We start from the raw sequence: 24,488 nt of genomic DNA, 5'->3' as shown, positions 1-24,488 counted from the left end.
GCCGTCAGCCCGTCGACGCGTCGGCGCGTGACGCGGGCGTACGGCCGAGGAGTTCGGCCAGTCCGCGGCGGGTGGCCGCGAGGACCACGCGGTCGTCGGGGCGCAGCACGTAGCCGGGGTGCAGGTCCCAGACCAGGCGGGGCGGGCGCCCCGCGCCCCTGCCCCGGCCCGCGCCGTCACCGTCGTCGTCGGCACGGTTCGCGCTCAGGTCGCTGCGGCGGTCCTCGGTGGCGGTGTCCAGGGCGAGGAGGCGCCACGCCCCGGATCTGAAGGCCTCGGCGACGGTACGCCCTTCGAGCTGCGGCAGGCCCGCCACCTGGACGGCGGCGAAGAGCAGCACCGTGCGCTCGACCGGTATGGCGCCCAGGATCTGACGGCCCATCATCGCTCCGGCGAAGGCGGGCGCGGCGAGGTGGGAGACGCTGCGGCTGCGGGTCAGGGCGCGGGGGTGGGCGGCGCGCAGGGTGCGGTAGACGGCGGTGGCGAAGTCGTCGTCGTACAGGCGCAGGGCCACGCGCAGGTCGGACTTGATCGAGCGGCCGTACAGGGCGGCTTCGAGATTGGTGGTGTCGGAGCTGGTGAGCGCGAGCATGGCGTGCGCGCGGTGGATCTTGGCGGCTTCGAGTACGCCTTCCTGCGTCACGTCGCCGATCACGGTCGGTACGCGCAGGCGGCGGGCGAGCGGGATGCCGCGCGCCTCCGGGTCCTCCTCCACGCACACCACGGGGATGTCGAGTTCGCGCAGCCGGGCCAGCACGCGTGTGCCGACCTTGCCGAGACCGAGCAGTACGACATGGCCGGAGAGACCGCGCGGCGGGCGGCGCAGTCCGGAGACACTGCGCAGGGCGCCGAGGGCCTGGAGCACGGCGGCGACGAGCACGGGGAGCAGCAGCATCCCGGCGAGTCCTGCCAGGAGTTGCAGGATCTGACGCCCGATCGGCGCGCCGACCGCGGGGTCGTTGATCGAGAAGAGGTCGAGCAGGGTGACGTAGGCGGCGCGCAGCGGGGGTTCGTCGGTGGTGACCCAGGTCGCGACCGCGAGGCCGAGTACGGCGGCCGCGATGCCGGCGATCGCCCACCGCAGGCGGCGGGAGAAGAGTTCGGCGAGCGGCAGGCCGCGGCCCGCGAGCCGGCCGGGCGGCGGGACCGTACCCGTGTGGGAGATCGCTTCGAGTACGACGGTGCCCCGGCCGGTGGCTTCGGCGACACTGCGATCGTCGGGCAGCAGGCGCGGCGCTTCCGCGCCGCTGCGGTCCGAACCCTCGGCGCCGGCCGGGTTGTTGGTGGTGGAGGAGAGCAGCGCGAGTGTGCACAGTCCGGGGCCGGCGACCTCCCCGTCGGCGGGCGGGGTGCGTTCGACGGCACGCAGCAGCAGCCCGTCGGCCTGGACGACCTTGCTGGTGCCCGCGACGGCGGTGGCGGCCAGGGCGGGAGCGGCGGTGTCGGCGTCCGAGAGCACGGTGGTCGCCGCGTCCAGGGCGGCGGGGTCGAGCCCGGGTGAGGCGAGGGCGGCGGCCTGGTCGAGGAGTTCTTCGAGGTGGAGGCCGAGCTTGCGGTTGTAGAGGCGGATGACCAGCCGCAGACGGGGGTTGAGACGGCGGGCGGTCAGCGCGGCACGGATGTTGGTCTCGTCGTCGTCGTGGACGAGCGCGAGCGCGGCGGCCCGCTCCACGCCCGCCTCGGCCAGCACGAGGTCGTCGAGTTCCCATGCCTCCACGACGCGTACGGCGTCGGCGGGCCGGCCGTCGGCGCCCGGGGCGGTAGCGCCCGGAGCCGGGAAGGCGGTGCGGTTCATGACGGCGGACACCCGCCCGAACAGCGCGGACGCCCGGCCGGGGCCGCGGCCCGCGAGGGGCTCGGACGGGCGGGGCGATTCGCGGGGGGCCGGCACGACGAGGGTCACCTCCTCCCCGTACACCTCGCGCAGTTCGGCGGCCAGCCGGTGGGCGAGTGCGTCGTCGCCACTGACGATCATGTGGTGCTCGCGGGGGCCGTGCCGACCCTGGTGGGGAAGTGAGGTCACGCCCCTAGAGTGCCTTGCCGGCTCCGGCCCCCGCCTCTGTTCTCGGCCTCCTTCCGCAGCCGGGCCCGCTCGGTGTCGTACTTCTTGCTGCCTGGCTCGGGCACCGTACCCACCTCTCTCGTCGGCCCCCGGATTCCGGGCGTATCCGATGCGCCCCGGCCGTAACAGCCCGCCCGCGGCGGAGTCAGCCGGTGCGCCCGTCCCCCGGGCCGCCCCGCAGCGCGTCCGCGCCGCGCCGGTCGAGTGCGACCCGTACCAGCGCCGCCGCCAGCGGGGCGAGCTCCTTCTCGCCGACGAGTCGGGACAGCTGGTCCGGGTCGGCCGGGAGGCCGAGGCGTTCCGCGCCCTGGAGGGCCTTCCCGTCCAGGTACGGCGCGACCTGGGGCCACACCGCCTGCGCCTCGCGCAGGAAGATGTCCGCACCGGCGGGCCCGATCCCCGGCACCTCCCGCAGCAGGCTCCGCAGCGCCTCCGTGTCGCCGCCGGCGGCCTCGCGCATGCGGCGCAGGTCGCCGCCGTACCTGTCGAGCACCAGCCGCGCCCCTTCACCGAGCTGGGTGGCGGTCCGTTCGTCGTAGCGGCGGTAGCCGCCCGCGCCGAGGGCGTCGACGCGCTGCTGCCAGGTGGCGGTTTCCATGCGGCGCGCGTCGCGCAGCCCCGCGTCGTGGAGCGCGCGGGCGGCCGCCACGGCGGTGGAGGCCCGGATCCGGGCGCTCAGCAGGCAGGACAGGACGAGGAGGCGGTAGAGCGGCTGCGGGGTGTCACGCAGCCGGATGCCCGCCTCGGCGGCGTACGTCCGTCCGTACGCGTCGAGGAGTGTCCGCGCCGTGCGCTCGTCCTGGGAACGGGCGCGGGGCCGGGTCCCGGGGGTCACGCCGGCTTGAGCGGGTCGTGCCCCAGCAGCATCAGCCGGTACCGCCAGGTCTGGTCACCGGCCGTCGGCTCCAGGTCGTCGCGCCGCTGCGCGGTGACGGCCTCCACGACCTGCCGCATGACCGCGATGTCGTCGTCGGTCAGATCCGTGCGCCGCTTGCTCAGGATCGAGAGGACGTGCCGTCCCGTCCCGGCCCCGGCGCGGTCGGGCAGCGGCTCGGCGTTCTCGCCCGCGTCGCTGGTCCGGAGCCAGGAGGCCAGTTCCTGCGACGTCATGTTCACCACGCGGTGGAATTCGTCCCAGAGCCCTTCGAGTTCCGGGGTGGTGAGGTCGTCCATGGGGTGCCTCCCGGGCGGTTCGGGGGTGGTCGCTGCGTAGGTCGGGCGTACGTCGGACGACGTCGGGCGGCATGGTCCGGGCCGCCGCGATCCCGTCCGCAGTACCCCGTCCACCGCATCCCGAAACAGCCCGTGAGGGGAGGGACCCGCCGTCCCGGCGCGGTCTCAGCGCGTGAAGACCGCGTCCAGGTAGACCCACGCGCCCTCGTGGCGGGCGAAGCGGCTCTGCTCGTGGAGTTCGCCGGGCTCGCCCTCGTGGGTGTAGTGGGCGCGGAAGGTGACCGTCCCCGTGGTGTGGAAGGCGCTGCCCTCCGTGGTGGCCAGGATGTCCAGGCCCTGCCAGCGCATGTCCGCGTCGAGGTCGAGGGTCCGCGGCCTGGTGTCGGGGTGCCACGAGCGCAGCAGGTACGCCGCGTCCTGGACGGCGAAGGCGCTGTAGCGGGAGCGCATGAGGAGCTCGGCGATGGGCGCGGCGGCCGCGGCGGAGTGGAGGCGTCCGCAGCACGCCCCGTAGGCGGCGGGGAGGCCGCAGGGTCTCGCGGATGCGGCGGGGACGGGGGCGGGGGGGGACCGGCTCCGGGGGTGGCGGCTCGTGGCACGTGCACTGCGTCGGGACATGTCCCCATTGTGCCCGGGCCCGGCGGGGCCCTTCGCGCCGCTCCTCCGCGGGACGGGGCCGGCTGCCGTACACGGGCAGGTCACTCAGGTGACAGGGGGCGCACGGTACTTGTGGTGCGGCTGCCCGGTCAGCACCCTTTCCCCATGACCACCCCCGTCCATGGTCCAGCTCCCGTCCCCGTGGCAGCCGCCCGGCCGGCCCGCTCGCGCCGGGCGCTGGTGGCGGGGTCCGTCGGCAACTTCGTCGAGTGGTACGAGTTCGGCGTCTACGGCTACTTCGCCACCATCATCGCCGCGCACTTCTTCACCCCCGAGGGCGGCAGCGACGCCGAGGGACTCGTCAAGACGTACGCGTCCTTCGCCCTGGCCTTCTTCTTCCGCCCGGTCGGCGCCGCGGTCTTCGGGCGGGTCGGGGACCGGATCGGCCGGCGGCCCACGCTGATCCTGGTGATCTGCCTGATGACCGGGGCGACGGCGCTGATCGGCGTGCTGCCGACGTACGCCACCGTCGGCGCGGCCGCGCCGTGGCTGCTGACCCTGCTGCGGATCCTGCAAGGGCTCTCGGCGGGCGGGGAGTTCGGCGGCGCGGTGTCGGTCATGACGGAGTTCGCGCCACCCGGGCGGCGGGGCCGGTACGGGGCGTGGCAGTCGTTCACCGTGGCGCTCGGCCTCCTCGGGGGCGCCGGGGCGGCCGCGCTCCTGGCGACCGTCCTGAGCGAGTCGCAGCTGACCGGGTGGGGGTGGCGGGTGCCCTTCCTGCTGACGCTGCCGCTCGGGCTCGTCGCGCTGTGGCTGCGGCTGCGCCTGGACGAGACGCCCGCCTTCGCGTCGGCGGTCGCCGAGAGGAGCGTGCCCGTGCGGCCGCCGCCCGCCGGCGAGACGGCCAGGGCGATCGCGCTGGGCGCCGGGCGGGTGATGGGCTGGTCCGCGGCCGGTTACACCTTCCTGGTCGTCCTGCCGTCGTACCTCCAGAGCACGCTGGACGCGACGTTCCAGCAGGCGCTGATCGCGACCGTCCTGGCCAACCTCGGGTTCGCGGCGTCGATCCTGCCGGCCGGCCTGGTCAGCGACCGGGTGGGGCGGCGGACGGTGATGCTGGCCGGGGCGCTGCTGGTCGCCGTGCTCGCGCTGCCGCTGCTGAACCTGGTGCAGGACCCGGGCGCGTCGACGTACGCGAAGGGGGCGGCGCTGTTCGGCGCGGGGGCCGCCGTCGGGCTGATGGCGGGGCCGGGGCCGGCGATGCTGGCCGAGATGTTTCCGACCACGGTGCGCTGTACGGGGCTCGGCCTGGCGTACTCGCTGTCCAATGCCGTGTTCTCGGGCTGCGCGGGGCTCATCATCACCGAGGCCGTGAAGCGGACCGGTGACGTCGACATCCCCGCCTACTACGCGGCGGCGACCTGCGCGGTCAGCGTACTGGCCCTGCTGACGCTGCGCGGCGACGACCACAGGCGGGCGCTGCGGTGAGCGGCCGCATGCGGGTCGTCGGCCTGATGTCCGGCACGTCGTACGACGCCATCGACGCCGCCGCCGCCGACCTCACCCTCGACGGGGACACCCTGGTGCTCACCCCGCTGGGCATGATCAGTGAGGTGTACGACGACGATCTGCGGGCGGAGCTGGCCGGGGCGCTGCCGCCCGCCGGGACCACCCTGGCCGCCGTGTGCCGGCTCGACACGCGCATCGGGCGGGCCTTCGCCGGTGCGGCGGTCCGGGCCGACCGTGAACTGTGCGACGGGCGGGCCGACCTGATCGCCTCGCACGGGCAGACCGTCTACCACTGGGCCGAGGGCGGCCGGGTGCACGGCACGCTCCAGATCGGTGAGCCCGCCTGGATCGCCGAGGCCACGGCCCGCCCCGTCGTCTCCGGCTTCCGTCCGCGCGACGTCGCCGCCGGAGGGCAGGGCGCGCCGCTGGTGAGCGTCGTCGACGTCATGTGGCTGCGCGGGCGGCCGGGGGCCCCGGTGGCGCTGAACCTCGGCGGCATCGCCAACATCACTGTCGCCGACGGCGGTTCGGGCGAACCGCTGGCCTTCGACACCGGGCCGGCCAACGCGCTGATCGACGCGGCGGTGCGGGACCTGGCGGGCGGCGGGGCGTACCCCTTCGACCGGGACGGGGTCCTCGCCGCCCGGGGCAGCGTCTGCCCGCCGCTGCTGCGACGGCTGCTGGAGGAGCCGTACTACGCCGGGCCGGCGCCGAAGACGACGGGCAAGGAGCTGTTCCATCTGCCCTATCTGCGCGCCGCGCTGGCCGGTTTCGGTTCGCTGCCCGCCGAGGACGTCGTCGCGACCCTGACCCGGCTCACGGCACGGACCGTCGCCGACGCCGTCCGGCCCTTCGGGGCGACCGAGGTGATCGCGTCGGGCGGCGGCACCCGCAACCCGGTGCTGATGGCGTGGCTGCGCGAGGAGCTCGGCGGTGGCGACGGGGCCGGCGCGGTACTGCGGACGTCGGACGAGCTCGGGCTGGTGTCGGCCGCCAAGGAGGCGTACGCCTTCACCGTCCTGGGCTGGCTGACCGCGCACGGCCTGCCCGGCACGGTCCCTTCCTGCACCGGCGCCCGCCGCCCGAGCGTCCTCGGCTCCCTCACGCCCGGCGGGCCCGGCCTGCGCCTGCCGGAGCCTGTGACGGCGGCGCCCGTGCGGCTCGCCGTCTCCCCCAGGGGCAACTCTGCGTCCTTTAGGCCGTGTTGACCGCGCCCGTACGCTCCCGCCACCGCGTGATCACCAGTCGTACGGCAGACGGAGGGTGCACCAGCATGAGACTCCTGAACAGACCCGTGCTCCTCGCGGCGGCGGGGGCCCTGCTCGCCGCCTGCGCCGTGGGGACCACACCGTCCGCCTCGGCGACGACGGCCGCCCGGGGAGCGGCGCCGCATCCGGCGACGGCGGACGCCGAGGTGGTGCCCGTCCAGCAGACCGGCCCGGCCGACCGGCGCTTCAATCTCGTGATCCTCGGCGACGGTTACACCGCCGGCGACATGCCCGGCTTCCGGGCCGACGTCGACAAGCACCTCAATGTGCTGTGGAGCATGGAACCGTTCGCCTCCTACCGTTCGTACGTCAACGTCTGGGCGGTGGAGGTCCCGTCCCCCGAGTCGGGCGTCGACTGCGATCCCGGCCTGGACGCGCCACGCCGTGACACCCCGCTGAACATGGGCTTCTGGGGCGGTTGCGACCCGGCCGGCGTGCAGCGGCTGGTGTCCATGGACACGGCGGCGGCGACGGCCCTGGCCGATCTGGTCCCCGGTACGAAGAGCTCCAACCGGCAGATCGTCGGGCTCGCCAACAGCGCCACGTACGGCGGCGCGGGCGGCGCCTTCGCCACCGCGTCCGGCGGCAACGCGCTGTCCTCGCTGATCACCCCGCACGAGATCGGCCACTCGCTGGGCAAGCTCCAGGACGAGTACGACTACTACGCGCGCGGCGTCCCCGGCGGCACGCACGAGGGCGGCGAGCCGGACTCCGCCCACCACACGCTCCTCACCGAGGAGGAGATGCGCGCCGAACGGCGGAAGTGGTGGCGCTGGCTCGGTGAGCGCAGCGACTCGGGCGGGGTCATCGGGCGCCACGAGGGCGGTGTGTACCGGACGGAGGGGATCTGGCGGCCGAGCAGGCACTCGATGATGAAGACCCTCGGCTACGCCTTCGACCAGGTGCAGCGCGAGGTGATGACGCAGGCGATCTCCGCCAAGGTGAACCTCGTGCAGGGCCACACCCCGAACGACGCGGCGATCGGCGACGACCGGACGGTGTGGGTCGACACGCTGCACCCGGTCGGCGGGGAACTGGAGACGGTGTGGCGGCTGGACGGCCGGGAGGTGGGAGGCTCGGGTACGCACACGGGCACGGGTACGGCGGGGGCGCGCAGCCTCGATCTGCGGCGCCTCGGCCTTTCCGGGGGCCGCGGCCACACCCTCACGGCGACCGTCTCCGACCCGACCCCCTTCGTACGGGACCCGGAGATCCGCGCCTCGGCGGCGCTGACGCGCACCGTCACCTGGACGGTGGACCCGTCCGTCACCACGCGGCCGTCCTCCGCCGCGCCGGAGTTCACCGGGCACACCGCCACCGCTGCCCCGGTGGGCGCCGGGTCGGTCGTGTACGCCGACACCACGCACCCCACGGGCCATGCCCCGCGGGTGCGGTGGGAGCTGGACGGGCGGCCGGTCCCCAACCCCGGCAACGACCGCGACCTCGACCTGGGCGCGCTGGCGCTGCGCGGCAGCCACACCCTGGAGGCCCGCATCGCCGGTACGGACCGGACGCTGGCCTGGACGGTCGACGCGACGCCCGCGAAGGCGGCGTACGAGCTGTCCGAGCCGCTGCGCACGGTGCGGCGGGCCGGAAAGCCCGTGGAGTACGTCCACGACGGTCCGTTCACGATGAAGCTGACCGCCCGCGACGACCAGGGCGGCTACGTGGTCACGCAGTTCCGGGTCGACGGCGACGGCTGGTACACGTACTTCGGCTGGCCGACCGACGCGGACGCGCCGTTCCGGTTCACCCCCGGCGGCACGGTCGTCGACGGCCTGGTCTACGGCAGGCTCGGCACGCCGCGTACCGTGCCGTGGGACGACGCGACACCGGAGTACGGCTCGCACACGGTCGAGTACCGGACGATCGACGCGGCGGGCAACACCGGCGCGGCGAAGGCGTTCCGCGTGACGCTGGTGCCGCCGGGACCGGGGGGCGGGCTTCACCGGGGCGGGCACTGAGCGGCGGGCGCCGGACCGCGCCTACTCGGGGCAGCCGGTGTCCGGGTCGCGCGACTGCCGGGGGTCGAAGAGGCCGCCCTTCATGTACGCGCACGTGGGCGCGGCGTCCAGGTCGTGGATGTCGGAGACCCGCAGGACCGCGAGGTTGCGCTCGTTGCCGATGCGCGAGGTCCGGAAGTCGATCTTCCCGGTCGCGCCCTGGAAGGTGGCCTCCCGGAGCTGCTGGGCGACCGCCGCCCGGTGCGGCGCCACCTCCTTGGAGGGCGGGTCCACCTCCGTGGCCGGCGTGGCCCACTCCTCGAACGGCGTGGGCGCCCGCGAGATCCCCCCCCCCGGGGGGGGGAACCCCTAGACCCCCGGCAGCAGGTCCGCGACCATCGCCGCGAACTCGTCCGGGGTGGCGATGCGTACGCCGAGGCCCTCGGCCTTCGCGCGCTTGGACCCGGCGTTCTCGCCCGCCACCACCAACGCCGTGCGCTTCGAGACGCTGGACGACGCCTTGCCTCCGGCGCGTTCGATGACCTCGTTCATCTGGTTGCGGCTGAGCTTCTCCAGCGGCCCGGTCATCGCACCGGTGACGACGACGGTCATGCCGCCGAGCGGCCCCGCGGGCACGTCCCGTTCCGCCTGTGCCTGCGCGTCCGCGCCCTCCGCCGGCGGCGTCGCCCCGGGCTCCGTCATGTTCACGCCCGCGGCGACGAGCTTGCCGATCAGCGGCCCCAGTTCGGCGAGCTCGGTGACGATCACCGGCGCCTTCTCCGCCCCGATGCCCTCCACCCGCTGCACCGCCTCCGCGTCGGCGGCCCGCAGATGGTCCATCGTCGCGAAGTGCCGTGCGATGCGGCGGGACATGGAGCGGCCCGTGCCCCGCACGCCGAGCGCCGCCAGGACCCGGGACAGCGGCCGGGTCCTGGCCCGCTCGATACCGGCCAGCAGGTTGTCGGCGCTGGTCTCCCCCATCCGGTCCAGCGTCAGGAGCTGCTCGCGCGTGAGGACGAACAGGTCGGCGAAGTCGGCGACCAGGCCCGCGTCGACGAGCTGGACGACGCGCGCCGCACCGAGGCCCTCGATGTCGAGCTGGTCGCGCCCGACGGCGTACGCGATGGACGCCACCACCCGGCAGTCGCGGCCGCGCACGCAGCGCCAGCGCTGCTCGCCGGCGTCGATCTCCGAACCGCACTGCGGGCACGCCTCGGGGAAGACGATCGGCTGTTCGTCACCGGTCCGCAGGTGGACGACCGGCGCCTCGACGCGCGGGATGATGTCGCCGGCCTTGTGGACCATCACCTGGTCGCCGAGGCGCAGGTCGCGGCGGGTGATGTCGGCCGGGTTGTGCAGCGTGGCGTACGTGACGGTGGACCCGTCGATCTCCACCGGTTCGAGGACGGCGCGCGGCGCGATGATCCCGGTCCGCCCGACGTTCCACTCCACGGCGACGAGCCGGGTGACCTTCTCCACGGCGGGCAGCTTGTACGCGATGGCCCACCGGGGCGCGCGTGAACCGGCCCCCGCCTCCCGCTGGTCGGCCGCGGAGTCGGCCTTGATCACGATCCCGTCGATGCCGAAGGGCAGCTCGGGGCGCAGGGCGGCGATCTCCTCGGCCCGGTCCCGCACCTCCTCGACGGTGGCCGCCGTGCGCGGCGGCACGGCGGTGCCGGCCGCGGTGTGCACACCGAGCGCGGCGACGCGCCGCAGGATCTCGCTGTGCGGCCACTCCCCCAGCCACTCACCGAGTTCGCCCGAACCGGGCAGCGGCAGGGCGCCGTACGCGAAGAACGTCATCTCCACGGTGTACGGGCGGTCCTTGGCGCGCAGCGTGCCCGCCGCGCCGTTGCGCGGGTTGGCGAACGGCGCGCCGCCGTGCTCCGTGCGCACCGCGTTCGCCCTTTCGAACTGCCCGGTCGTCATGAGGACTTCGCCGCGCACCTCGAAGGTGGCCGGCTCGGTCAGCTCGTCGGGCAGACCGGAGATGGTGCCCTTCGCGTGCGAGACGTCCTCGCCCGCCGTGCCGTCCCCGCGCGTGATGAGCTGGACCAGCTTGCCGTGGCGGTAGCGGGCGGCGACAGCCAGACCGTCGAGTTTGGGCTCGACGCTCCACCGCTCCACCGGCCGGCCGAGTCTGCGTTCCAGGGAGGCCGCCCAGCCGGCGAACTGCTCGGCGGAGAACACGTTGTCCAGCGACAGCATCGCCGCGCTGTGCGGCACGTCCCCGGCCGCGGCGCCGCCGGCCACCTTCCCGGTCGGGGAGTCCGGCAGCGCCTCGTCCGGGTGGGCCTGCTCGTACCCCTCGATCGCCCGCACCAGCCGGTCGTACGCGTCGTCGTCCAGGGCGCTGTCGCCCCGGCCGTAATAGGCGGCGGCCGCGCGCGTCGCGGTCTGTACCGCCTGGGCGTACGCGGCGGTGTTCTCGAGAACGGCCGATGTGTTCGTCATGCCCCTCATCCTGCCTCCCACCACTGACAATGCCCGGGGGCCCGCCGCCCGCCGCGCGGCGTCGCCTAGGCTCTCGGTGCCATGAGGAGCAACCCCCCGCGACTGGAACCCAAGGCCGACAAGGACACCGTGCGCCGGCACAACCTGAGCCTGGTGCTGCGCGCCGTCCACGACGGGGGCGAGGCGACGCGCGCCGCGGTCGCGGCCCGGGTGGGGCTGACGCGGGCCGCCGTCTCCTCGCTGGTCGAGCAGTTGCTGGCCGGCGGGTTCCTCACCGAGTCGGGGAAGACGTTCAGCGGGCAGGCGGGGCGGCCCGGCACCGTCCTGGAGGTGGCGCGCACCGGCGTGGCGGGACTGGGCGTCGAGGTCAACATCGACTACGTGTCGGTGTGCGTGACGGACCTGTCGGGAAGCGACCGGGTACGGCTCACCGAGCACACCGACAACCGCGGCGCCGAACCCGCCGAAGTCCTGGCGCGCGCCGCCCGGATCGCCTCGCGGGCGTGGGAGTCGGCGGCCGGGCTCGACCTGCGGCCGGTCGGCGTACAGCTGGCACTGCCCGGACTGGTCTCCGGCGGTACGGTCCGCCAGGCGCCCAATCTGGGGTGGAACGGGGTCGCGGCCGAGGACGTCTTCGCGCGGGCGCTGGCGGAGCTGCTGCCCGGGCGCCGGGCCCTGCCGGTCGGCTCCGACAACGAGGCGAACCTGGCGGCGCTGGCCGAGCTGTGGTTCGGCGATCTCGGCCGCGAGCGGACGTTCCTCTACCTCAGCGGGGAGATCGGCGTCGGCGGCGCGCTCGTCCTGGGCGGCGAACTGCTGCGTGGCGCGCACGGGTTCGCCGGCGAGATCGGGCACGTGGTGGTGGACCCGGAGGGGCCCGGGTGCCGCTGCGGATCGCGGGGCTGTCTGGAGCAGTACGCCGGCCAGCGCGCGGTGCTGCGGGCGGCGGGCATCGACGAGAACGCCGGGCTGCCGGGCGTGACGGAGCTCGCGTCCCGGGCGCGCGCGGACGACGCGCGGGCCGTGGCCGCGATCCGGCAGGCCGGGGCCATGCTGGGGCTCGTCCTGTCCGGCGCGGTGAACCTCTTCGACCCGGACGCGGTGGTGCTCGGCGGGATCTACCGGACGCTGATGCCGTGGCTGTCGCCCCCCGCCGACCGGGAGCTGGGCCGCCGGGTGGTGTCCGGCCTGTGGTCCGGGCCGGGCGGCCGGCTGCGCGCCGCGTCCCTGACGGGGGACGCGGCGCGCGGCGCGGCGGCGCTGGTGGTGCGGGACGTACTGGCCGACCCGGCGGCGTACTGACCCCGCGTACTGGCCCCGGTTACGGGCGTACGCCCAGCAGGTGGTCCAGCGCCAGCTGGTCCAGTGTCTCGAAGGCCATGCTCCGCCCGGCCGCCTCCGTGACGTCGAAGTCCTCGTAGGAGCCGCGGTCCGCGAGCAGCGCCGCGAGGCCGTCCTCGGCGGTGGGCCGGGCGAGTTCGTCGAGCCGGGAGGCGCGCAGGGCGTCCTGCACCTCCGGGTCGGCACGGAAGGCGGCGGCCCGCTCCTTGAGGATGAGGTAGTTGCGCATGCAGCCGGCGGCGGAGGCCCACACGCCGTCGGCGCCGTCGGTGCGCACCGGCTTGAAGTCGAAGTGGCGGGGGCCCTCGTAGCCGGCCGTCTCCAGGAGGTCGACGAGCCAGAAGGCCTGGCGCAGGTCGCCGGCGCCGAAGCGGAAGTCCTGGTCGTACTTGATGCCGGTCTGGCCGTTGAGGTCGATGTGGAAGAGCTTGCCCGCCCACAGGGCCTGGGCGATGCCGTGCGGGAAGTTGAGCCCGGCCATCTGCTCGTGGCCGGTCTCGGGGTTCACACCGACCATCTCGGGGCGTTCCAGGCGCTCGATGAACGCGAGCGCGTGGCCGACGGTGGGGAGCAGGATGTCGCCGCGCGGCTCGTTGGGCTTGGGCTCGATGGCGAAGCGCAGGTCGTAGCCCTGCTCGGTGACGTACGCGCCGAGGAGGTCGAAGGCTTCCTTCATGCGGTCGAGAGCGACCCGCACGTCCTTGGCGGCGCCGGACTCGGCGCCCTCGCGGCCGCCCCAGGCGACGTAGGTGGTGGCGCCGAGTTCGACGGCGAGGTCGATGTTGCGGATCGTCTTGCGCAGCGCGTAGCGACGTACGTCGCGGTCGTTGGCGGTGAACGCGCCGTCCTTGAAGACGGGGTGGGTGAAGAGGTTGGTGGTGGCCATCGGCACCTTCATGCCGGTGGCGTCCAGCGCCTGGCGGAACCGCTTGACGTGCGCCTCGCGCTCGGTGTCCGTGGAGCCGAAGGGGATGAGGTCGTCGTCGTGGAAGGTGACGCCGTGGGCGCCGAGTCCGGCGAGGTGCCGGACGGACTCGACGGGGTCGAGGGCGGGGCGGGTCGCCGTACCGAAGGGGTCGACGCCCTGCCAGCCGACGGTCCACAGACCGAAGGTGAACTTGTCGTCGGGGGTGGGGGTGAAGCGCTCCGACATATGACCGGCCTCCATTTGTTTGTTGACATGACTAATACTGCACGACCAACCTGTTCCACAGAAGACCGGAAGACGCGGAAGCTGCGGGAAACCACGCGGCCGAGGAGAAGAGGGGGTCCCATGCCGTCGAGCAGGGTCGTCGTCGGAGTGGACAGTTCCACGCAGTCCACGAAGGCTGCGTTCACCGACGCCGTCACGGGCCGGCTGCTGGCCGTGGGGCGCGCGCCCCACCGGGTCACGGGCGAGGGGGGCGCGCGCGAGAGCGACCCCGAGGAGTGGTGGCGGGCCCTGGCCGCCGCCGTCGCCGCCGGGCTCCGCGAGTCCGGCGTCCCCGCCTCCGCCGTCACCGGCATCGCGGTCGCCGGCCAGCAGCACGGCCTGGTCGTCCTCGACGGTGCCGGGCGCCCGCTGCGGCCCGCCCTGCTGTGGAACGACACCCGTTCGGCCCCGCAGGCCGCCGCCCTCACCGAGGCGCTCGGCGGTCCGGCCGCGTGGACGGCGCGCACCGGATCCGTGCCCGTCGCCTCCATGACGGCCGCCAAGTGGCGGTGGCTGTGCGAGAACGAGCCGTACGCCGCCGAGGCCGCCGCCGCCGTACGCCTCCCCCACGACTTCCTCACCGAGCGCCTCGCCGGGGTGGCCGCGACCGACCCGGGCGACGCCTCGGGCACCTGCTGGTACTCCACCGCCACCGGTGCGTACGACTCGCGACTCCTCGGCCTGGCCGGCCTGGACGAGAAGCTGCTGCCGCCCGTGGCCCCCACCGGGGCCACCCGCATCGGCTCCCTCACGCGCGCGGCGGCCGAGCGGCTCGGCCTGCCCGCCGGGATCGCCGTCGCGGCGGGCACGGGCGACAACATGGCCGCGGCGGTGGGACTGGGTCTGGGCGGCGCCGGGCTCCTGGACCATCCGGTGCTCAGCCTGGGCACGTCCGGCACGGTGTTCGCGGCGACCCGCACCCGGCCGGACTCGCCCGCGCTGGCCGGTTTCGCCGCCGCCGACGGCGGTTACCTGCCGCTGGCCTGCACCCTGAACTGCACCCTCGCCGTCGACAGGGTCGCCGCTCTCCTGGGCCTGGACCGCGACGACGCCGCGCCGGGCGGCGAGGCCGTGCTCCTCCCCTACCTCGACGGCGAGCGCACCCCCGACCTGCCCGCCGCCTCCGGCCTCCTGACCGGCCTGCGCCACCACACCACCCCGCAACAGCTCCTGGGCGCCGCCTACGAGGGCGCGGCGGTGACCGTGCTGCGGGCCCTGGACGAGGTACTGCGCGCCTGCGGCCTCGACCCCGCCGATCCGGCGGTGGCGTCGCGTCCGCTGCGCCTGGTCGGAGGCGGGGCGCGGGGGCGTACATGGGTGGAGACCGTACGACGCCTCTCCGGGCGCCCGCTGCTGGTCCCCGAGGCCGGCGAGCTGGTCGCACTCGGCGCGGCGGCGCTTGCCGCGGGGGCGGCGAGCGGGCGGGACGCGGTGGCGATCGCGGCGGAGTGGGGGGCCGGGGGCGGCGCGGAAGTCCCGCCCCTGGAGCGCGACGTCGCCACGTGGGCCCGGGTCACGTCGGTGCTCGACAACCTCACCGGCGCCGGGTCCCCCGGCCAGGGCGGCCGGCCGTCTCCCTCGCGGGGCTGTTCCCTGCCCGCCTCTTCCCGCAACCGGGGCTCCGCCCCGGACCCCGGTCCTCAGCCTCCGGACGGGCTGAAAGCCTGACGCGGCGCGGAAAGCTCAGCCGCGCCGCGAAAACCGAACCCGGCCGGCGACTCGAGCCCGGCCGGCGTTCGAGGCCACGCAGGTGTCCTTGCCGCCCAGGAACCAGTCGTACATGCGCGCCGGGTGCGGCTTGCCGGCGTCGATCCCGACGGCGGCGTGGTCCTGCCCGGTCATGCGGCGCTGCGTGGGGAGCGGTGGACGATGGAGAACCGGCGGGGGCGGCGTGGTGGTTCAGGTGAGCAGGAAGTCCGCCTGACCGGCCTTGGCTCCCTGGATGAAGGCGGCGATCTCACCGGGGGTGTAGATCAGCGCGGGCCCCTCGGGGTCGGCGGACTGGCGGACCGCGACCCTGCCGTCGGCCAGCTTCATGGCCTCGACGCAGTTGCCGCCGTTGCCACCGCTCCACGGCTTGTTCCAGCCCTCCGCGGGCAGGTCGGTCGCGGGCATGCCGTTGTATATCCGGTCCATCACAGCTCCTCGCGGAGATCCTTGAGGATCTCCTTTGTGCGTTGTGCAGTCGCGGCCTGGGCCGCCATGCGGTCCAGGACCTCGAGGTGGGACGCCACCTCGGAGCGCGAGTCGAGATAGACCGCGCCGGTCAGGTACTCGCTGTAGACCATGTCCGGGAGTTCCGGCACGGCGAAGCGGAAGAGGACGAAGGGGCCGTAGGTCCCGGGGTGGTGGCCCGTCACGAACTCGGCGATCTGCAACGTGACGTTGGGCATCTCGGCGGCCTCCAGGAGGCGGTCGATCTGCTCCCCCAGCACGTCCGGGCTGCCGACGGGCCGGCGCAGGACCGTTTCGTCCATGACGACCCACAGCTTCGGGGCGTCGGGGCGGGCGAGGAGGCTCTGGCGTGCCATGCGCAGGGCCACGTGCCGCTCGATCTCGTCGGGCCTGGTCTGGCCGACGGCTCCGCCGCGCATGATGGCGCGGGCGTAGTTCTCGGTCTGCAGGAGGCCCGGCACGAACTGCGGTTCGTACGCCCTGATGAGTGACGCGGCGCCCTCCAGGCTGACGTACATGCTGAACCAGTCGGGCAGGATGCCGTGGAACCGCTGCCACCAGCCGGGCCTGTTCGCCTCCTCGGCCAGTTCGACGAAGGACGCGGTCTCCTCGGCGGGGAGCCCGTACGCCGGCAGCAGGAGCTGTACGTAGGGGATCTTGAGCGCGACCTCGGCCGTCTCCATCCTGCGGATGGTGGCCGGGGTGACGCGGAGCACCTTGGCGGCCTCTTCGCGGCTCAGGCCGGCTCTCTCGCGCAGGTCCAGCAGGCGCTTGCCGAGAACGACCTGACCCACCGTCGGGGCGGACCGCGGTTCACTCACTTCAGACCTCCCCATGGGCTGTTGCGAGCAGTGTGCCACGCGGTCGCGGCCAAAGAAACGACACTCTGCAATTTTCACAGTGCCTCTTGCCAAGTGTCGTGTTCAGGAGGAGAGTTGAGCGGCGAACCAGTTCACGCGGATGCCGCACGCTGTCCCAGGGGGGTAGCAGTGGTCCGGCCCTGCCCCCCACCGTGAGGAAACGCTCGTGGCACCAGGCACTGCGCTCGTCCCCCAGCTCATGGACCTCTGCCGGGGGACGGCCATACGCCGGTACGGATTCGAATTGCCGGCGCGAGCGGAATGCGTGTCCGCCGCCCGGCGCCTGACCAGGCGGCAGCTCACGCAGTGGGGCGTCGACGAGGACGCCTGCGACACGGCGGCACTGATCGTCACCGAACTGTTCACCAACGCCCTGCTGCACACCGCGAGCGAGCACATCGTGTGCGAACTGCGCGACAGCGACGGCCGGCTGCGTGTGGCCGTGAAGGACCAGGGACTGCGTCCCACCGGGCCGCAGCTGCGCCAGGCCGGCGACGAGGAACACGGGCGCGGGCTGCAGCTCGTCGACGCCCTGAGCAGCTTCTGGGGAACGCGCGACGCCGCGGACGGCCCCGGACGGATCGTCTGGGCGGAGCTTCCTTGCTGAGGTCCGTGATGACCAACCTGCCGGCCGGCCGCCTCGCGCGCGCCCGCCGCCGCGCCAACCGCGAGCACGACGGACACGGCGAACCCGGTGGACACAGTGAGCCCGGTGGACGCGGCGAGCACGGCGGACGCGGCGAGCACGGCGGCGGACCGGTCCGGCTGCCCGTGCCGCCCGGCCTCTCCGCGCCGCTCGGCTGCGACGCGGTGGGCCTTCCCGCGCGGCACGGGTTCCGGACGATGGCGCATCTGTCCCGGCCCGGCTGCGTCTTCGCCGACCCCGACTGGTGGTGGTGGATCGTGCCGGCCGAGTCCGACCACGGTCTCGTCTGGCCGCAGCCGGCCCGGTACGTCCCCGGGCTGTACGTACCCGCGACGCGTCCGCGCCTGATCCACTCGCCGGAAGGCAGCTCGCCGTACACGCCGCCGATTCCGCTCTACCTGATGGCGTGCCGGATCGCGGACACCGTTCCGGCGTGGTCCACTGTCCCGCATCAGGGGTCCTGACCCCCTCGCGCGAGCCACTGCCGCCGGTTTCGCACCCTGGACACCACGTGCCGCGCCGGGAGTCAATTCCCCGAGTGCCGTTTCCGGTACGCCCGTGCCCAGGGGAGGGATCTCCGCGCCATGAACAGACCCACGCCGCACCCACCCGCCCCGCGCCTCCTGGCGGCCGTCGCCCTCACGATCGGGGCGCTCCTCGTCTGCGGGCCGCCGTCCGCCGCCTCCCCGTCCCCCGGGCCCTCCGCAGCGCGCGGCACCACGCCCGTCGTCACCTGGGCCGCCAGCACGGACAGGCTCTCCACCGCCGGCGCGGCCCCGGACCGTACGTACCGGCTCGTCGTGCACACGAGCGCGGGCGGCAGCGGGCTGCGGGTCCGGCTCTCCAACGCCTTCGGCGACCAGCCGGTGACGTTCGGCCGCGTCCACGCCGGACTGCGGGCCACCGGCGCCACGCTGGTGCCGGGCACCAACCGGCCGCTGTCGTTCGCCGGATCGCCCTCGGTCACCGTCCCGCCCGGCGGGTCCGTCCACAGCGACCCGCTGCCCGGCACGGTCCGGCCGCGGTCGGACCTGGCCGTCAGCCTGTACGTACGGCGGGCGGGCGGCGCCGCGACCGGCCACAGAATGGCCCTGCAGACCTCGTACGTCGCGCCCGCCGGCGACCACGCCGCGGACGACTCCGCCACGCCCTACACCCGGAAGACCACCTCGTGGTTCTACCTCGACGCGGTGACGGTCGACGCCCGGCGCGGCACCGGCGCCGTGGCGACGCTCGGCGACTCGATCACCGACGGCGCCCTCTCGACCCGGGACACCAACCGCCGCTGGCCGGACTTCCTGGCCCGCCGGCTGGACGCCGACCCCGGCACGCGCGTCAAGGGCGTCGCCAACGAAGGCATCTCCGGCAACAAGGTCCTCAAGGACGGCGCCGGCGAGAGCGCGCTCGAACGCCTCGACCGGGACGTGCTCTCGCAGCGGGGCGTGCGCACCATGGTCCTGCTCGAAGGGGTCAACGACATCAAGGCCGTGCCCGCGCCGACGGCCGCCGACCTGATCGCCGGTTACCGGCAGCTCGTCGACAGGGCGCACGCCGCGGGTGTGTGCGTGGTCGGGGCGACCGTCATGCCGTACGGGGGCTGGCGGGAGTGGACGCCGGCGGGAGAGGCCGTACGGCAGGAGGTCAACGCCTTCGTCCGGGGCAGCGGGGTGTTCGACGCGGTCGTCGACTTCGACGAGGCGGTCGGGGACCCCGCCGCACCGTCGCGCATCCTTCCGGCGTACGACAGCGGCGACCACCTCCACCCCAACGACCTCGGGATGCGGACGATGAGCGACACCGTCGACCTGAAGAGCCTGCGCTGCTCCCGGCGTTAGCGCTCCGGCCGGGCCTTCCCGGGCCGGCCGATCCGGTCCGAGCCGGGCGGGGCGGGGCAGGGCGGGGCAGGGCGGGGCAGGGCGGGAGGCGGCCGGGGCGGCCGTTCTCCGCCCCGGTCAGCCGTCGAAGAAGTCCCCCAGGGAGGCGGCCAGCGCGTCCGGGGCCTCCTCGGCCACGTGGTGCCCGGCATCGATGCCGTGGCCGCGCGCGTCGGGCGCCCAGTGCCGCCAGATCTCCAACGGGTCTCCGTAGAGCTCTTCCAGATCGTCCCGGAGCGACCACAGGATCAGCGCGGGACACCTGATCCGCACCCCGGCGGCCCGGTCGGCCTCCTCGTGGCGCCTGTCGACGGTGAGGCCGGCCCGGTAGTCCTCCAGCATCGCCCGCACCACGTCGGGATTCCTCGTGGCCTCCCGCCACTCGTCGTGGTTCTCCTGCCCCATGCGCCGCGGATCGCCGCGGTACCAGCTGTCCGGGTCCGCGGTGATGACCCGCTCGGGGATGTCCGGCTGGGCGAAGAAGAACCAGTGCCACCACTGCGTGGCGAACTCGGCGGTGATGCGGGACAGGTGCTCGGTGACGGGCAGGCAGTCGATCAGCGCCACCTGTGACACCGCGCGGGGGTGATCGAGGGCGAGGCGTAACGCGACACTGCCCCCTCGGTCGTGCCCGGCGAGCGCGAACCGGGCGTGTCCGAGGGAACGCATCACCTCGACCATGTCGTGGGCGACGGCACGCTTGGAATGACCCGAGTGGTCCGCGGTGGGCGCCGGACCGCGGGACCGGCCGTACCCCCGCAGGTCGGGGCAGACGACCGTGAAGCCCCGCTCGACGAGCAGCGGGGCGACGCGGTGCCAGGTAGCGGAGGTCCGGGGGTGGCCGTGCAGCAACAGCACCGGCGGCCCCTCCCCGCCGTGGCGGACGAAGACGGATGCCTCGTCGAGCTGGATCCGCCCGGTCTCGAAGCCTTCGAACACCTTTTCGGCCTCCTTCGCGCGTGCATCAATGGACTGCCCCGCACGCGTGCCCCGGAAGAGGGCCTCGACGCGGGGCGCGGGGCGATTGGCGCCGCTTCCACCGGGGGATGGTCATGATCATGACACAGACCTCCGTCCCTCTGCGCCGCCCCGTCCGGCAGTTGCTCGCGGCCTCCGTGGGCAATGCCGTCGAGTGGTACGACTGGTACGCGTACACCTTCCTCGCCACCTACATCGCCGGTCAGATCTTCCCCCCGGGCACCGGGAATTCCCTCGTCCCCCTGCTCTCCGCCTTCGCCGTCTTCGCCGTCGGCTTCTTCATGCGGCCGGTCGGCGGCCTGCTGATGGGCGCCGTGGCGGACCGGCACGGGCGGCGGGCCGCGCTCACCGTCACCATCCTCCTGATGGGCGGCAGCAGCCTGCTGGTCGGTCTGACACCGACATACGCGTCCGCGGGGATCCTCGCTCCTGTGGTGCTGGTCGGCGCCCGGCTGCTCCAAGGGCTCTCCGTCGGCGGTGAGTTCGCCGCCTCGACCACCTTCCTGGTGGAGTCGGCCGGGCCCGGCAGGCGCGGTCTCTTCTCCAGCTTCCAGTACGTCTCGACCACCGCGGGCCAGCTCGCCGCGTCCGGCGTCGCCGCCGCGCTCGTCGCCGGCCTCGACGAGGGGGCGATGGAGGGATGGGGGTGGCGCGTTCCGTTCGTCGTGGGCGCGGTGCTCAGCCTGGTCGGGTTCTGGATCCGCCGCGGGGCCCAGGAGACGCTCGCCGCCGAGCGTGCGCGCGGGCCCCGCCCGGGGCTCCTCGACGCCCTGCGCCACCACCCGCGTCAGTCGCTGCTGATCTGCGGCATCACGGCGGGCGGCACGATCGCGTACTACACGTGGACGTCCTACCTGCCGACGTACGCCGAACTGAACGCGGGCATCGCCAAGTCCGACGCGCTGCTCGCGGGCACCGTCTCACTGGCCTTCTTCGCGCTGCTCCAGCCGGTCGGCGGACTGCTCTCCGACCGTTACGGCCGCAAGCCGCTGCTGCTGTTCTTCGGCATCGGCTTCACGCTGCTGAGCGTGCCGCTGCTGCGCTCCGTCAACGGTTCCTTCGTGTCGCTGCTGCTCGTGCAGTGCGCGGGAATGGCCCTGCTCACCGGCTTCACCTCGATCTCGGCGGCGGTCAACGCGGAGATCTTCCCGGCCAGGGTGCGCGCCGCCGGCATCGGTTTCCCGTACTCCCTCACGGTCGCGCTCTTCGGCGGTACGGCGCCGTACGTGGGCACGCTGTTCAAGGAGCTGGGCCGCCCGGGGCTGTTCCCGTGGTACGTCGCCGCGCTCTGCCTGGTGTCCACCGCGGTGTACTTCCGGCTTCCCGAGAGCGCGCACAGGGAGCTGGAACGCTGATCCCGGGAACGGTCCGGAGCAGTTCGGAGCAGTCCGGAGCAGTCCGGGACATGCCTCAGAGCGAACGCAGCGCCTCCCCGGCCCGCGCCACCAGTCCGTCGGCGCTGCACTTCTCCGCGAGGGCCAGCCCCCGCACCAGCTCGTTCTCGGAGCGCGCGGCGATGCCGTACTCGACGCGGGCCAGGGCGTGCTCGTACGCGCAGGGGGAGTTCTCGAGGAACGCGACCGCCTTGGCCAGCAGTTCCACGGCCCGCTCCCCCTCCGCCAGGGCCGCCGCGCAGCGCAGTGACTCCCCGATGGCGGTGTCCGTGCCGAAGCGCTCCGCGCGGTCGCGCACGTAGGCGGCGAGGGCGGCCGCGCGGCCGGGGTCGTCGGCGGCCACCGCGCGGGCGAGGTCGCTCGCCCAGGGGGCCATGACACCGTTGTGCCGGCCGCGCACCGCCAACGCCTCCCCGGCGGCTTCGAGTTCGGCGACGGCTTCCTTGGTGCGGCCCTGGGCCAGCAGCAGCCTTCCGCGTACGCACCGCGCGTCGGGGACGACGATCGACGACGGGTACGGCGGGGCGAACCCGTGGCGGTCGGCCGCCTCCTGGGCCTCGTCGGTCCTGCCCCGCGCGAGCAGTGTGTCGATGAGCATGCAGGCGGCGTCCCAGTGCATCGGCAGGCCGTTGCCGACGCGCTCGGCCAGACGCAGACTCTCGCGCAGGTACGCCTCGGCCTCGGCGAGCCTCCCGCGCCTGCGCTGGAGGTAACCGACGAGGGCGTGGGCGAAGGCCAGGTGGCCGCCGCTCCAGCCGGAGATCTCGAAGTCGCGCAGCGCCTCGTCGAAGAGGCTCTCCGCCTGGTCGAGGCGGTCGGCGAAGGCGTAGGCGAGACCGAGCAGGGCCGGGGGCTCGAAGCCCCATTCGGTGTTGGTCCAGCCGAGGCCCGGCGCGAGCCGGCCGTTCAGCAGGGCGCGGTCGCAGATCTGGACGATCTCCTCCGCGTTCTCCCCGCGCGCGACCGCGTCGAAGGCCCTCAGTATGAGCAGCGCGCGCTCGGAGTTGTCGCGCCCCTGGAGGCCGTCGGTCGTCTCGGCGAGGCGCCGGGAGCGTCCGGGGCCGTCGTCCTCGGCCGCCTGTACGCCCTCCCACAGGAAGTGCACGGCCTGGAGGCGCATCCTGGCGGGGCCCGGGGCGGTCCGGGCGGCCTCGGCGGCCACGACCTGCGCCGCCTCCCGCGTCTGGTTGTTGTGGGTGAGGGCCTGGGACAGCCGGAAGACCGCGTCCACGCGCCGGCCGGCGTCGAGACCGCGCATACCGAGGGCGGTCGTCAGGTGGCCGACGGTGGTGGCGGGTGAGGTCAGCAGGGTGGCACAGCCCAGTTCGTACAGGACCTTCGCGTGCTCTTCGGGCAGCGGCGGCTCCAGGAGGGCGCGCTCCAGACAGCGCCTGGCGGCGTCCGGAGCGCCGACGGCGAGGTGCTCGGCCGCGGCCTCGCGCAGTTGGGCGACCAGCTCCGGGTCGTCGTCCGGGTGGACTTCGAGCAGGTGCCTGGCGGCGGCAGCGGCGCCCAGGCCGGCTTGGGTGAGTGTCCAGGCGGCCCTGCCGTGCATGGCGGTACGGGTGGCCGACGGCATGGCGCGGTAGACGGCGCCCGCGATGAGCGGGTGGACGAACTCCATCGGGTCGCTGCCCGCCAGGATGCGGGCCGCGCGCAGCCGCTGGGCGCAGTCGGCGGCCTGGTCGCGGCTCAGACTCGCGAGCGAGGCGGCGAGGTCCAGTGAGATCTCGGTGCCGAGGATGGCGGCGGCCCAGGCGAACCGGGTGGCGGCGGTGCCCAGTTCTTCGAGTCTGGCGATCAGGCCGGTGCCGCGCGCGGACGCGCCGAGGGCGCGCAGGACGCCGGCGGAATCCTCCACGGGGTCCAGTTCTTCGTCGCGCACCTTGGCGACGAGTTCCACGGTCTCGTAGAGGTTGCCCCCGGTGACCGCCCACACCTCACGGCAGAACGGGTCGTCCGCGTGCTGCCCGAGCGCGGCCCGTGCGAGGCCGGCCACGGCTTCGGGGGTGAGCGCCCGCAGACGTACGCACTGGCGGGCGACGGCCTCCACCGCCCGGAGGAACTCCGCCGTGTCGCCGGTGGGTTCCTCGGGGCGGTACGCGATGACGACGAGCACCGGAAGGTCCTCGCGCTGGACGAAGGACGCCAGCCAGCCGAGCGTTTCCAGGTCGGACCAGTGCGCGTCGTCGACCATCAGGACCAGCGGCCGGTGCGTGGCCGCCAGCCGCAGGACCAGGGCGTCCAGGCCGTCGCGGACGCCCTGGGGGTCCGCCTGCCCGTCGGGCGGCGCCACGCCGAGAGCGGGTCCGATGATCTCGTACCCGTCGCCGAGCAGTTCCCTGACGTCCACGGCGCCGGGCAGGGTGAGTGCGGGCTGGAGGAGTTGCCGTACGACGTGGAAGGGGACGGAGGTGACGGCCTCGCCACCACGCGCGGACCACACCGTGCACCGTCCGGCGGCGAGGCGCCGGATCTCGGACAGCAGCGCTGTCTTGCCGAGGCCGGCCTCGCCGCTGCAGACGAGGACCCCGCCGGCCGGCGTGTCCGCGCAGAGCGCTTCGACGGCGTGCCTGGCGGCGGTGAGTTCCGTCTCGCGTTCCAGCAGCGGGACGGTGACCGGGTGCTCCGGGACGGGCACCATCATCCCTCCCCAAAAGGTGGCGGATCTCGAGCGTAGCCCGGCAGCACCGCGGTGCGGAATCGATCGGCGCACTTTGATCCGGGAGGAGTGAACGACCGTTACCCGCAGGCCCGGTGAGGGGGGCGGCGAACGCGCATGACGCGAACACTCTTTCGATGCGGACGCCGCGTCAGGCGGTCGCGGTGCCGGCGTCGGCTCCGCAGAGCCCGGCCACCGCGAAGGCGGTGATACTCCCGGCACCGCATGCCGTTGGCCACCAGGGCGCCGCCCGGCGACGGACCGAGGACCGCGCCGAGCCGGCCGGGGCCGGTGGCGCGCCGACCGGGTGCGTACACCGTGTCGGCCCTGGCGTGGACCACCGCCTGGGTGCTGAACAGC

Annotated in this window: 20 protein-coding genes and 1 pseudogene; 9 read left to right on the top strand and 12 right to left on the bottom strand. The window is 74.2% G+C overall.

Annotated features, from left to right (window positions below):
• Positions 1–4: 4 nt before the first annotated feature.
• From ABD374_RS28020 to ABD374_RS28005, 4 genes are all read right to left on the bottom strand, one after another.
• Positions 5–1,975, bottom strand: a complete 1,971-nt coding sequence (locus ABD374_RS28020) for a potassium channel family protein (RefSeq protein ID WP_344498859.1) — start codon at positions 1,973–1,975, stop codon at positions 5–7.
• 232 nt (positions 1,976–2,207) lie between these two features.
• Positions 2,208–2,897, bottom strand: a complete 690-nt coding sequence (locus tag ABD374_RS28015; protein WP_344498752.1) for an HhH-GDP family DNA glycosylase — start codon at positions 2,895–2,897, stop codon at positions 2,208–2,210.
• A complete protein-coding gene (locus ABD374_RS28010; protein WP_344498750.1) occupies positions 2,894–3,235 on the bottom strand; it encodes a DUF3140 domain-containing protein in 342 nt (113 codons plus the stop codon). The genes ABD374_RS28015 and ABD374_RS28010 overlap by 4 nt, the downstream gene beginning before the upstream one ends.
• Before the next feature lie 165 nt (positions 3,236–3,400).
• Entirely contained in the window at positions 3,401–3,853 is a 453-nt protein-coding gene (locus ABD374_RS28005) for a YchJ family protein (RefSeq protein WP_344498748.1), read from the bottom strand.
• Between the two features lie 144 nt (positions 3,854–3,997).
• Here ABD374_RS28005 and ABD374_RS28000 point away from each other — a divergent pair, with 144 nt between their 5' ends.
• The 3 genes from ABD374_RS28000 to ABD374_RS27990 all read left to right on the top strand — a co-directional run bounded on the left by ABD374_RS28000 (position 3,998) and on the right by ABD374_RS27990 (position 8,573).
• A complete protein-coding gene (locus ABD374_RS28000) occupies positions 3,998–5,320 on the top strand; it encodes an MFS transporter (protein WP_344498746.1) in 1,323 nt (440 codons plus the stop codon).
• Positions 5,321–5,328: 8 nt separating this feature from the next.
• Positions 5,329–6,549, top strand: a complete 1,221-nt coding sequence (locus ABD374_RS27995; RefSeq protein WP_344498857.1) for an anhydro-N-acetylmuramic acid kinase — start codon at positions 5,329–5,331, stop codon at positions 6,547–6,549.
• Positions 6,550–6,614: 65 nt separating this feature from the next.
• Entirely contained in the window at positions 6,615–8,573 is a 1,959-nt protein-coding gene (locus ABD374_RS27990; protein WP_344498744.1) for a M64 family metallopeptidase, read from the top strand.
• 21 nt (positions 8,574–8,594) lie between these two features.
• Here the strand turns inward: ABD374_RS27990 and ABD374_RS27985 are convergent, their stop codons facing one another.
• Together ABD374_RS27985 and ligA are read right to left on the bottom strand one after the other, a co-directional pair.
• Positions 8,595–8,846, bottom strand: coding sequence for a hypothetical protein (locus ABD374_RS27985; protein ID WP_344498742.1), 252 nt, complete (start codon positions 8,844–8,846; stop codon positions 8,595–8,597).
• A 75-nt stretch (positions 8,847–8,921) separates the two neighbouring features.
• Entirely contained in the window at positions 8,922–11,015 is a 2,094-nt protein-coding gene (gene ligA, locus ABD374_RS27980) for an NAD-dependent DNA ligase LigA (protein ID WP_344498739.1), read from the bottom strand.
• 72 nt (positions 11,016–11,087) lie between these two features.
• On the opposite strand from ligA, the gene ABD374_RS27975 reads away from it, so the two are divergent.
• Positions 11,088–12,308, top strand: a complete 1,221-nt coding sequence (locus ABD374_RS27975) for an ROK family protein (protein WP_344498737.1) — start codon at positions 11,088–11,090, stop codon at positions 12,306–12,308.
• A gap of 19 nt (positions 12,309–12,327) precedes the next feature.
• Here the strand turns inward: ABD374_RS27975 and xylA are convergent, their stop codons facing one another.
• Entirely contained in the window at positions 12,328–13,500 is a 1,173-nt protein-coding gene (xylA, locus tag ABD374_RS27970) for a xylose isomerase (RefSeq protein WP_344498735.1), read from the bottom strand.
• 120 nt (positions 13,501–13,620) lie between these two features.
• Here xylA and xylB point away from each other — a divergent pair, with 120 nt between their 5' ends.
• Positions 13,621–15,207: a xylulokinase gene (xylB, locus tag ABD374_RS27965; RefSeq protein ID WP_344498733.1), complete on the top strand. Its 1,587-nt coding sequence runs from the start codon at positions 13,621–13,623 to the stop codon at positions 15,205–15,207.
• Between the two features lie 84 nt (positions 15,208–15,291).
• Here xylB and ABD374_RS27960 read toward each other — a convergent pair.
• The 3 genes and pseudogenes from ABD374_RS27960 to ABD374_RS27950 form a co-directional block, all read right to left on the bottom strand.
• A pseudogene (locus tag ABD374_RS27960) lies at positions 15,292–15,381 on the bottom strand (SAM-dependent methyltransferase); the annotation flags it as partial.
• A 57-nt stretch (positions 15,382–15,438) separates the two neighbouring features.
• Complete coding sequence (locus ABD374_RS27955) at positions 15,439–15,675, bottom strand: DUF397 domain-containing protein (RefSeq protein WP_344498731.1); 237 nt, start codon at positions 15,673–15,675, stop codon at positions 15,439–15,441.
• Positions 15,675–16,535, bottom strand: coding sequence for a helix-turn-helix domain-containing protein (locus ABD374_RS27950; protein WP_344498729.1), 861 nt, complete (start codon positions 16,533–16,535; stop codon positions 15,675–15,677). The genes ABD374_RS27955 and ABD374_RS27950 overlap by 1 nt, the downstream gene beginning before the upstream one ends.
• Positions 16,536–16,740: 205 nt before the next feature.
• Here ABD374_RS27950 and ABD374_RS27945 point away from each other — a divergent pair, with 205 nt between their 5' ends.
• The 3 genes from ABD374_RS27945 to ABD374_RS27935 all read left to right on the top strand — a co-directional run bounded on the left by ABD374_RS27945 (position 16,741) and on the right by ABD374_RS27935 (position 19,055).
• Positions 16,741–17,181, top strand: coding sequence for an ATP-binding protein (locus ABD374_RS27945; protein ID WP_344498727.1), 441 nt, complete (start codon positions 16,741–16,743; stop codon positions 17,179–17,181).
• Between the two features lie 8 nt (positions 17,182–17,189).
• The gene (locus ABD374_RS27940) at positions 17,190–17,684 is read left to right on the top strand and encodes a hypothetical protein (RefSeq protein WP_344498725.1); all 495 of its coding nucleotides are present in this window, start codon (positions 17,190–17,192) and stop codon (positions 17,682–17,684) included.
• Between the two features lie 120 nt (positions 17,685–17,804).
• Positions 17,805–19,055 carry an SGNH/GDSL hydrolase family protein gene (locus ABD374_RS27935; RefSeq protein WP_344498723.1) on the top strand — a complete coding sequence of 417 codons (1,251 nt, stop codon included), beginning with the start codon at positions 17,805–17,807 and terminating at the stop codon, positions 19,053–19,055.
• A gap of 117 nt (positions 19,056–19,172) precedes the next feature.
• Here ABD374_RS27935 and ABD374_RS27930 read toward each other — a convergent pair whose 3' ends face one another.
• A complete protein-coding gene (locus ABD374_RS27930; RefSeq protein ID WP_344498721.1) occupies positions 19,173–20,033 on the bottom strand; it encodes an alpha/beta fold hydrolase in 861 nt (286 codons plus the stop codon).
• 107 nt (positions 20,034–20,140) lie between these two features.
• Here ABD374_RS27930 and ABD374_RS27925 point away from each other — a divergent pair, with 107 nt between their 5' ends.
• Positions 20,141–21,427 (top strand): MFS transporter, encoded by a 1,287-nt coding sequence (locus ABD374_RS27925; protein ID WP_344498719.1) that lies wholly within the window; start codon positions 20,141–20,143, stop codon positions 21,425–21,427.
• 55 nt (positions 21,428–21,482) lie between these two features.
• On the opposite strand, the gene ABD374_RS27920 is transcribed toward ABD374_RS27925, so the two are convergent.
• Positions 21,483–24,113 carry an ATP-binding protein gene (locus ABD374_RS27920; RefSeq protein ID WP_344498717.1) on the bottom strand — a complete coding sequence of 877 codons (2,631 nt, stop codon included), beginning with the start codon at positions 24,111–24,113 and terminating at the stop codon, positions 21,483–21,485.
• Between the last annotated feature and the right edge of the window lie 375 nt (positions 24,114–24,488).

It is taken from the genome of Streptomyces enissocaesilis (assembly GCF_039533765.1).
GTDB lineage: Bacteria > Actinomycetota > Actinomycetes > Streptomycetales > Streptomycetaceae > Streptomyces > Streptomyces enissocaesilis.
Note: the sequence above shows the minus strand (reverse complement) of the source record. Positions and strands in the feature narration are given on the sequence as shown.

Excerpts from the sequence above, each read along its gene's own strand:
- ABD374_RS28020 (WP_344498859.1), bottom strand. The coding sequence starts at position 1,975 with ATGATCGTCAGTGGCGACGACGCACTCGCCCACCGGCTGGCCGCCGAA.
- ABD374_RS28010 (WP_344498750.1), bottom strand. The coding sequence starts at position 3,235 with ATGGACGACCTCACCACCCCGGAACTCGAAGGGCTCTGGGACGAATTC.
- ABD374_RS28005 (WP_344498748.1), bottom strand. The coding sequence starts at position 3,853 with ATGTCCCGACGCAGTGCACGTGCCACGAGCCGCCACCCCCGGAGCCGG.
- ABD374_RS28000 (WP_344498746.1), top strand. The coding sequence starts at position 3,998 with ATGACCACCCCCGTCCATGGTCCAGCTCCCGTCCCCGTGGCAGCCGCC.
- ABD374_RS27995 (WP_344498857.1), top strand. The coding sequence starts at position 5,329 with ATGCGGGTCGTCGGCCTGATGTCCGGCACGTCGTACGACGCCATCGAC.
- ABD374_RS27990 (WP_344498744.1), top strand. The coding sequence starts at position 6,615 with ATGAGACTCCTGAACAGACCCGTGCTCCTCGCGGCGGCGGGGGCCCTG.
- ligA (WP_344498739.1), bottom strand. The coding sequence starts at position 11,015 with ATGAGGGGCATGACGAACACATCGGCCGTTCTCGAGAACACCGCCGCG.
- ABD374_RS27975 (WP_344498737.1), top strand. The coding sequence starts at position 11,088 with ATGAGGAGCAACCCCCCGCGACTGGAACCCAAGGCCGACAAGGACACC.
- xylA (WP_344498735.1), bottom strand. The coding sequence starts at position 13,500 with ATGTCGGAGCGCTTCACCCCCACCCCCGACGACAAGTTCACCTTCGGT.
- xylB (WP_344498733.1), top strand. The coding sequence starts at position 13,621 with ATGCCGTCGAGCAGGGTCGTCGTCGGAGTGGACAGTTCCACGCAGTCC.
- ABD374_RS27955 (WP_344498731.1), bottom strand. The coding sequence starts at position 15,675 with ATGGACCGGATATACAACGGCATGCCCGCGACCGACCTGCCCGCGGAG.
- ABD374_RS27940 (WP_344498725.1), top strand. The coding sequence starts at position 17,190 with ATGACCAACCTGCCGGCCGGCCGCCTCGCGCGCGCCCGCCGCCGCGCC.
- ABD374_RS27935 (WP_344498723.1), top strand. The coding sequence starts at position 17,805 with ATGAACAGACCCACGCCGCACCCACCCGCCCCGCGCCTCCTGGCGGCC.
- ABD374_RS27925 (WP_344498719.1), top strand. The coding sequence starts at position 20,141 with ATGGTCATGATCATGACACAGACCTCCGTCCCTCTGCGCCGCCCCGTC.
- ABD374_RS27920 (WP_344498717.1), bottom strand. The coding sequence starts at position 24,113 with ATGATGGTGCCCGTCCCGGAGCACCCGGTCACCGTCCCGCTGCTGGAA.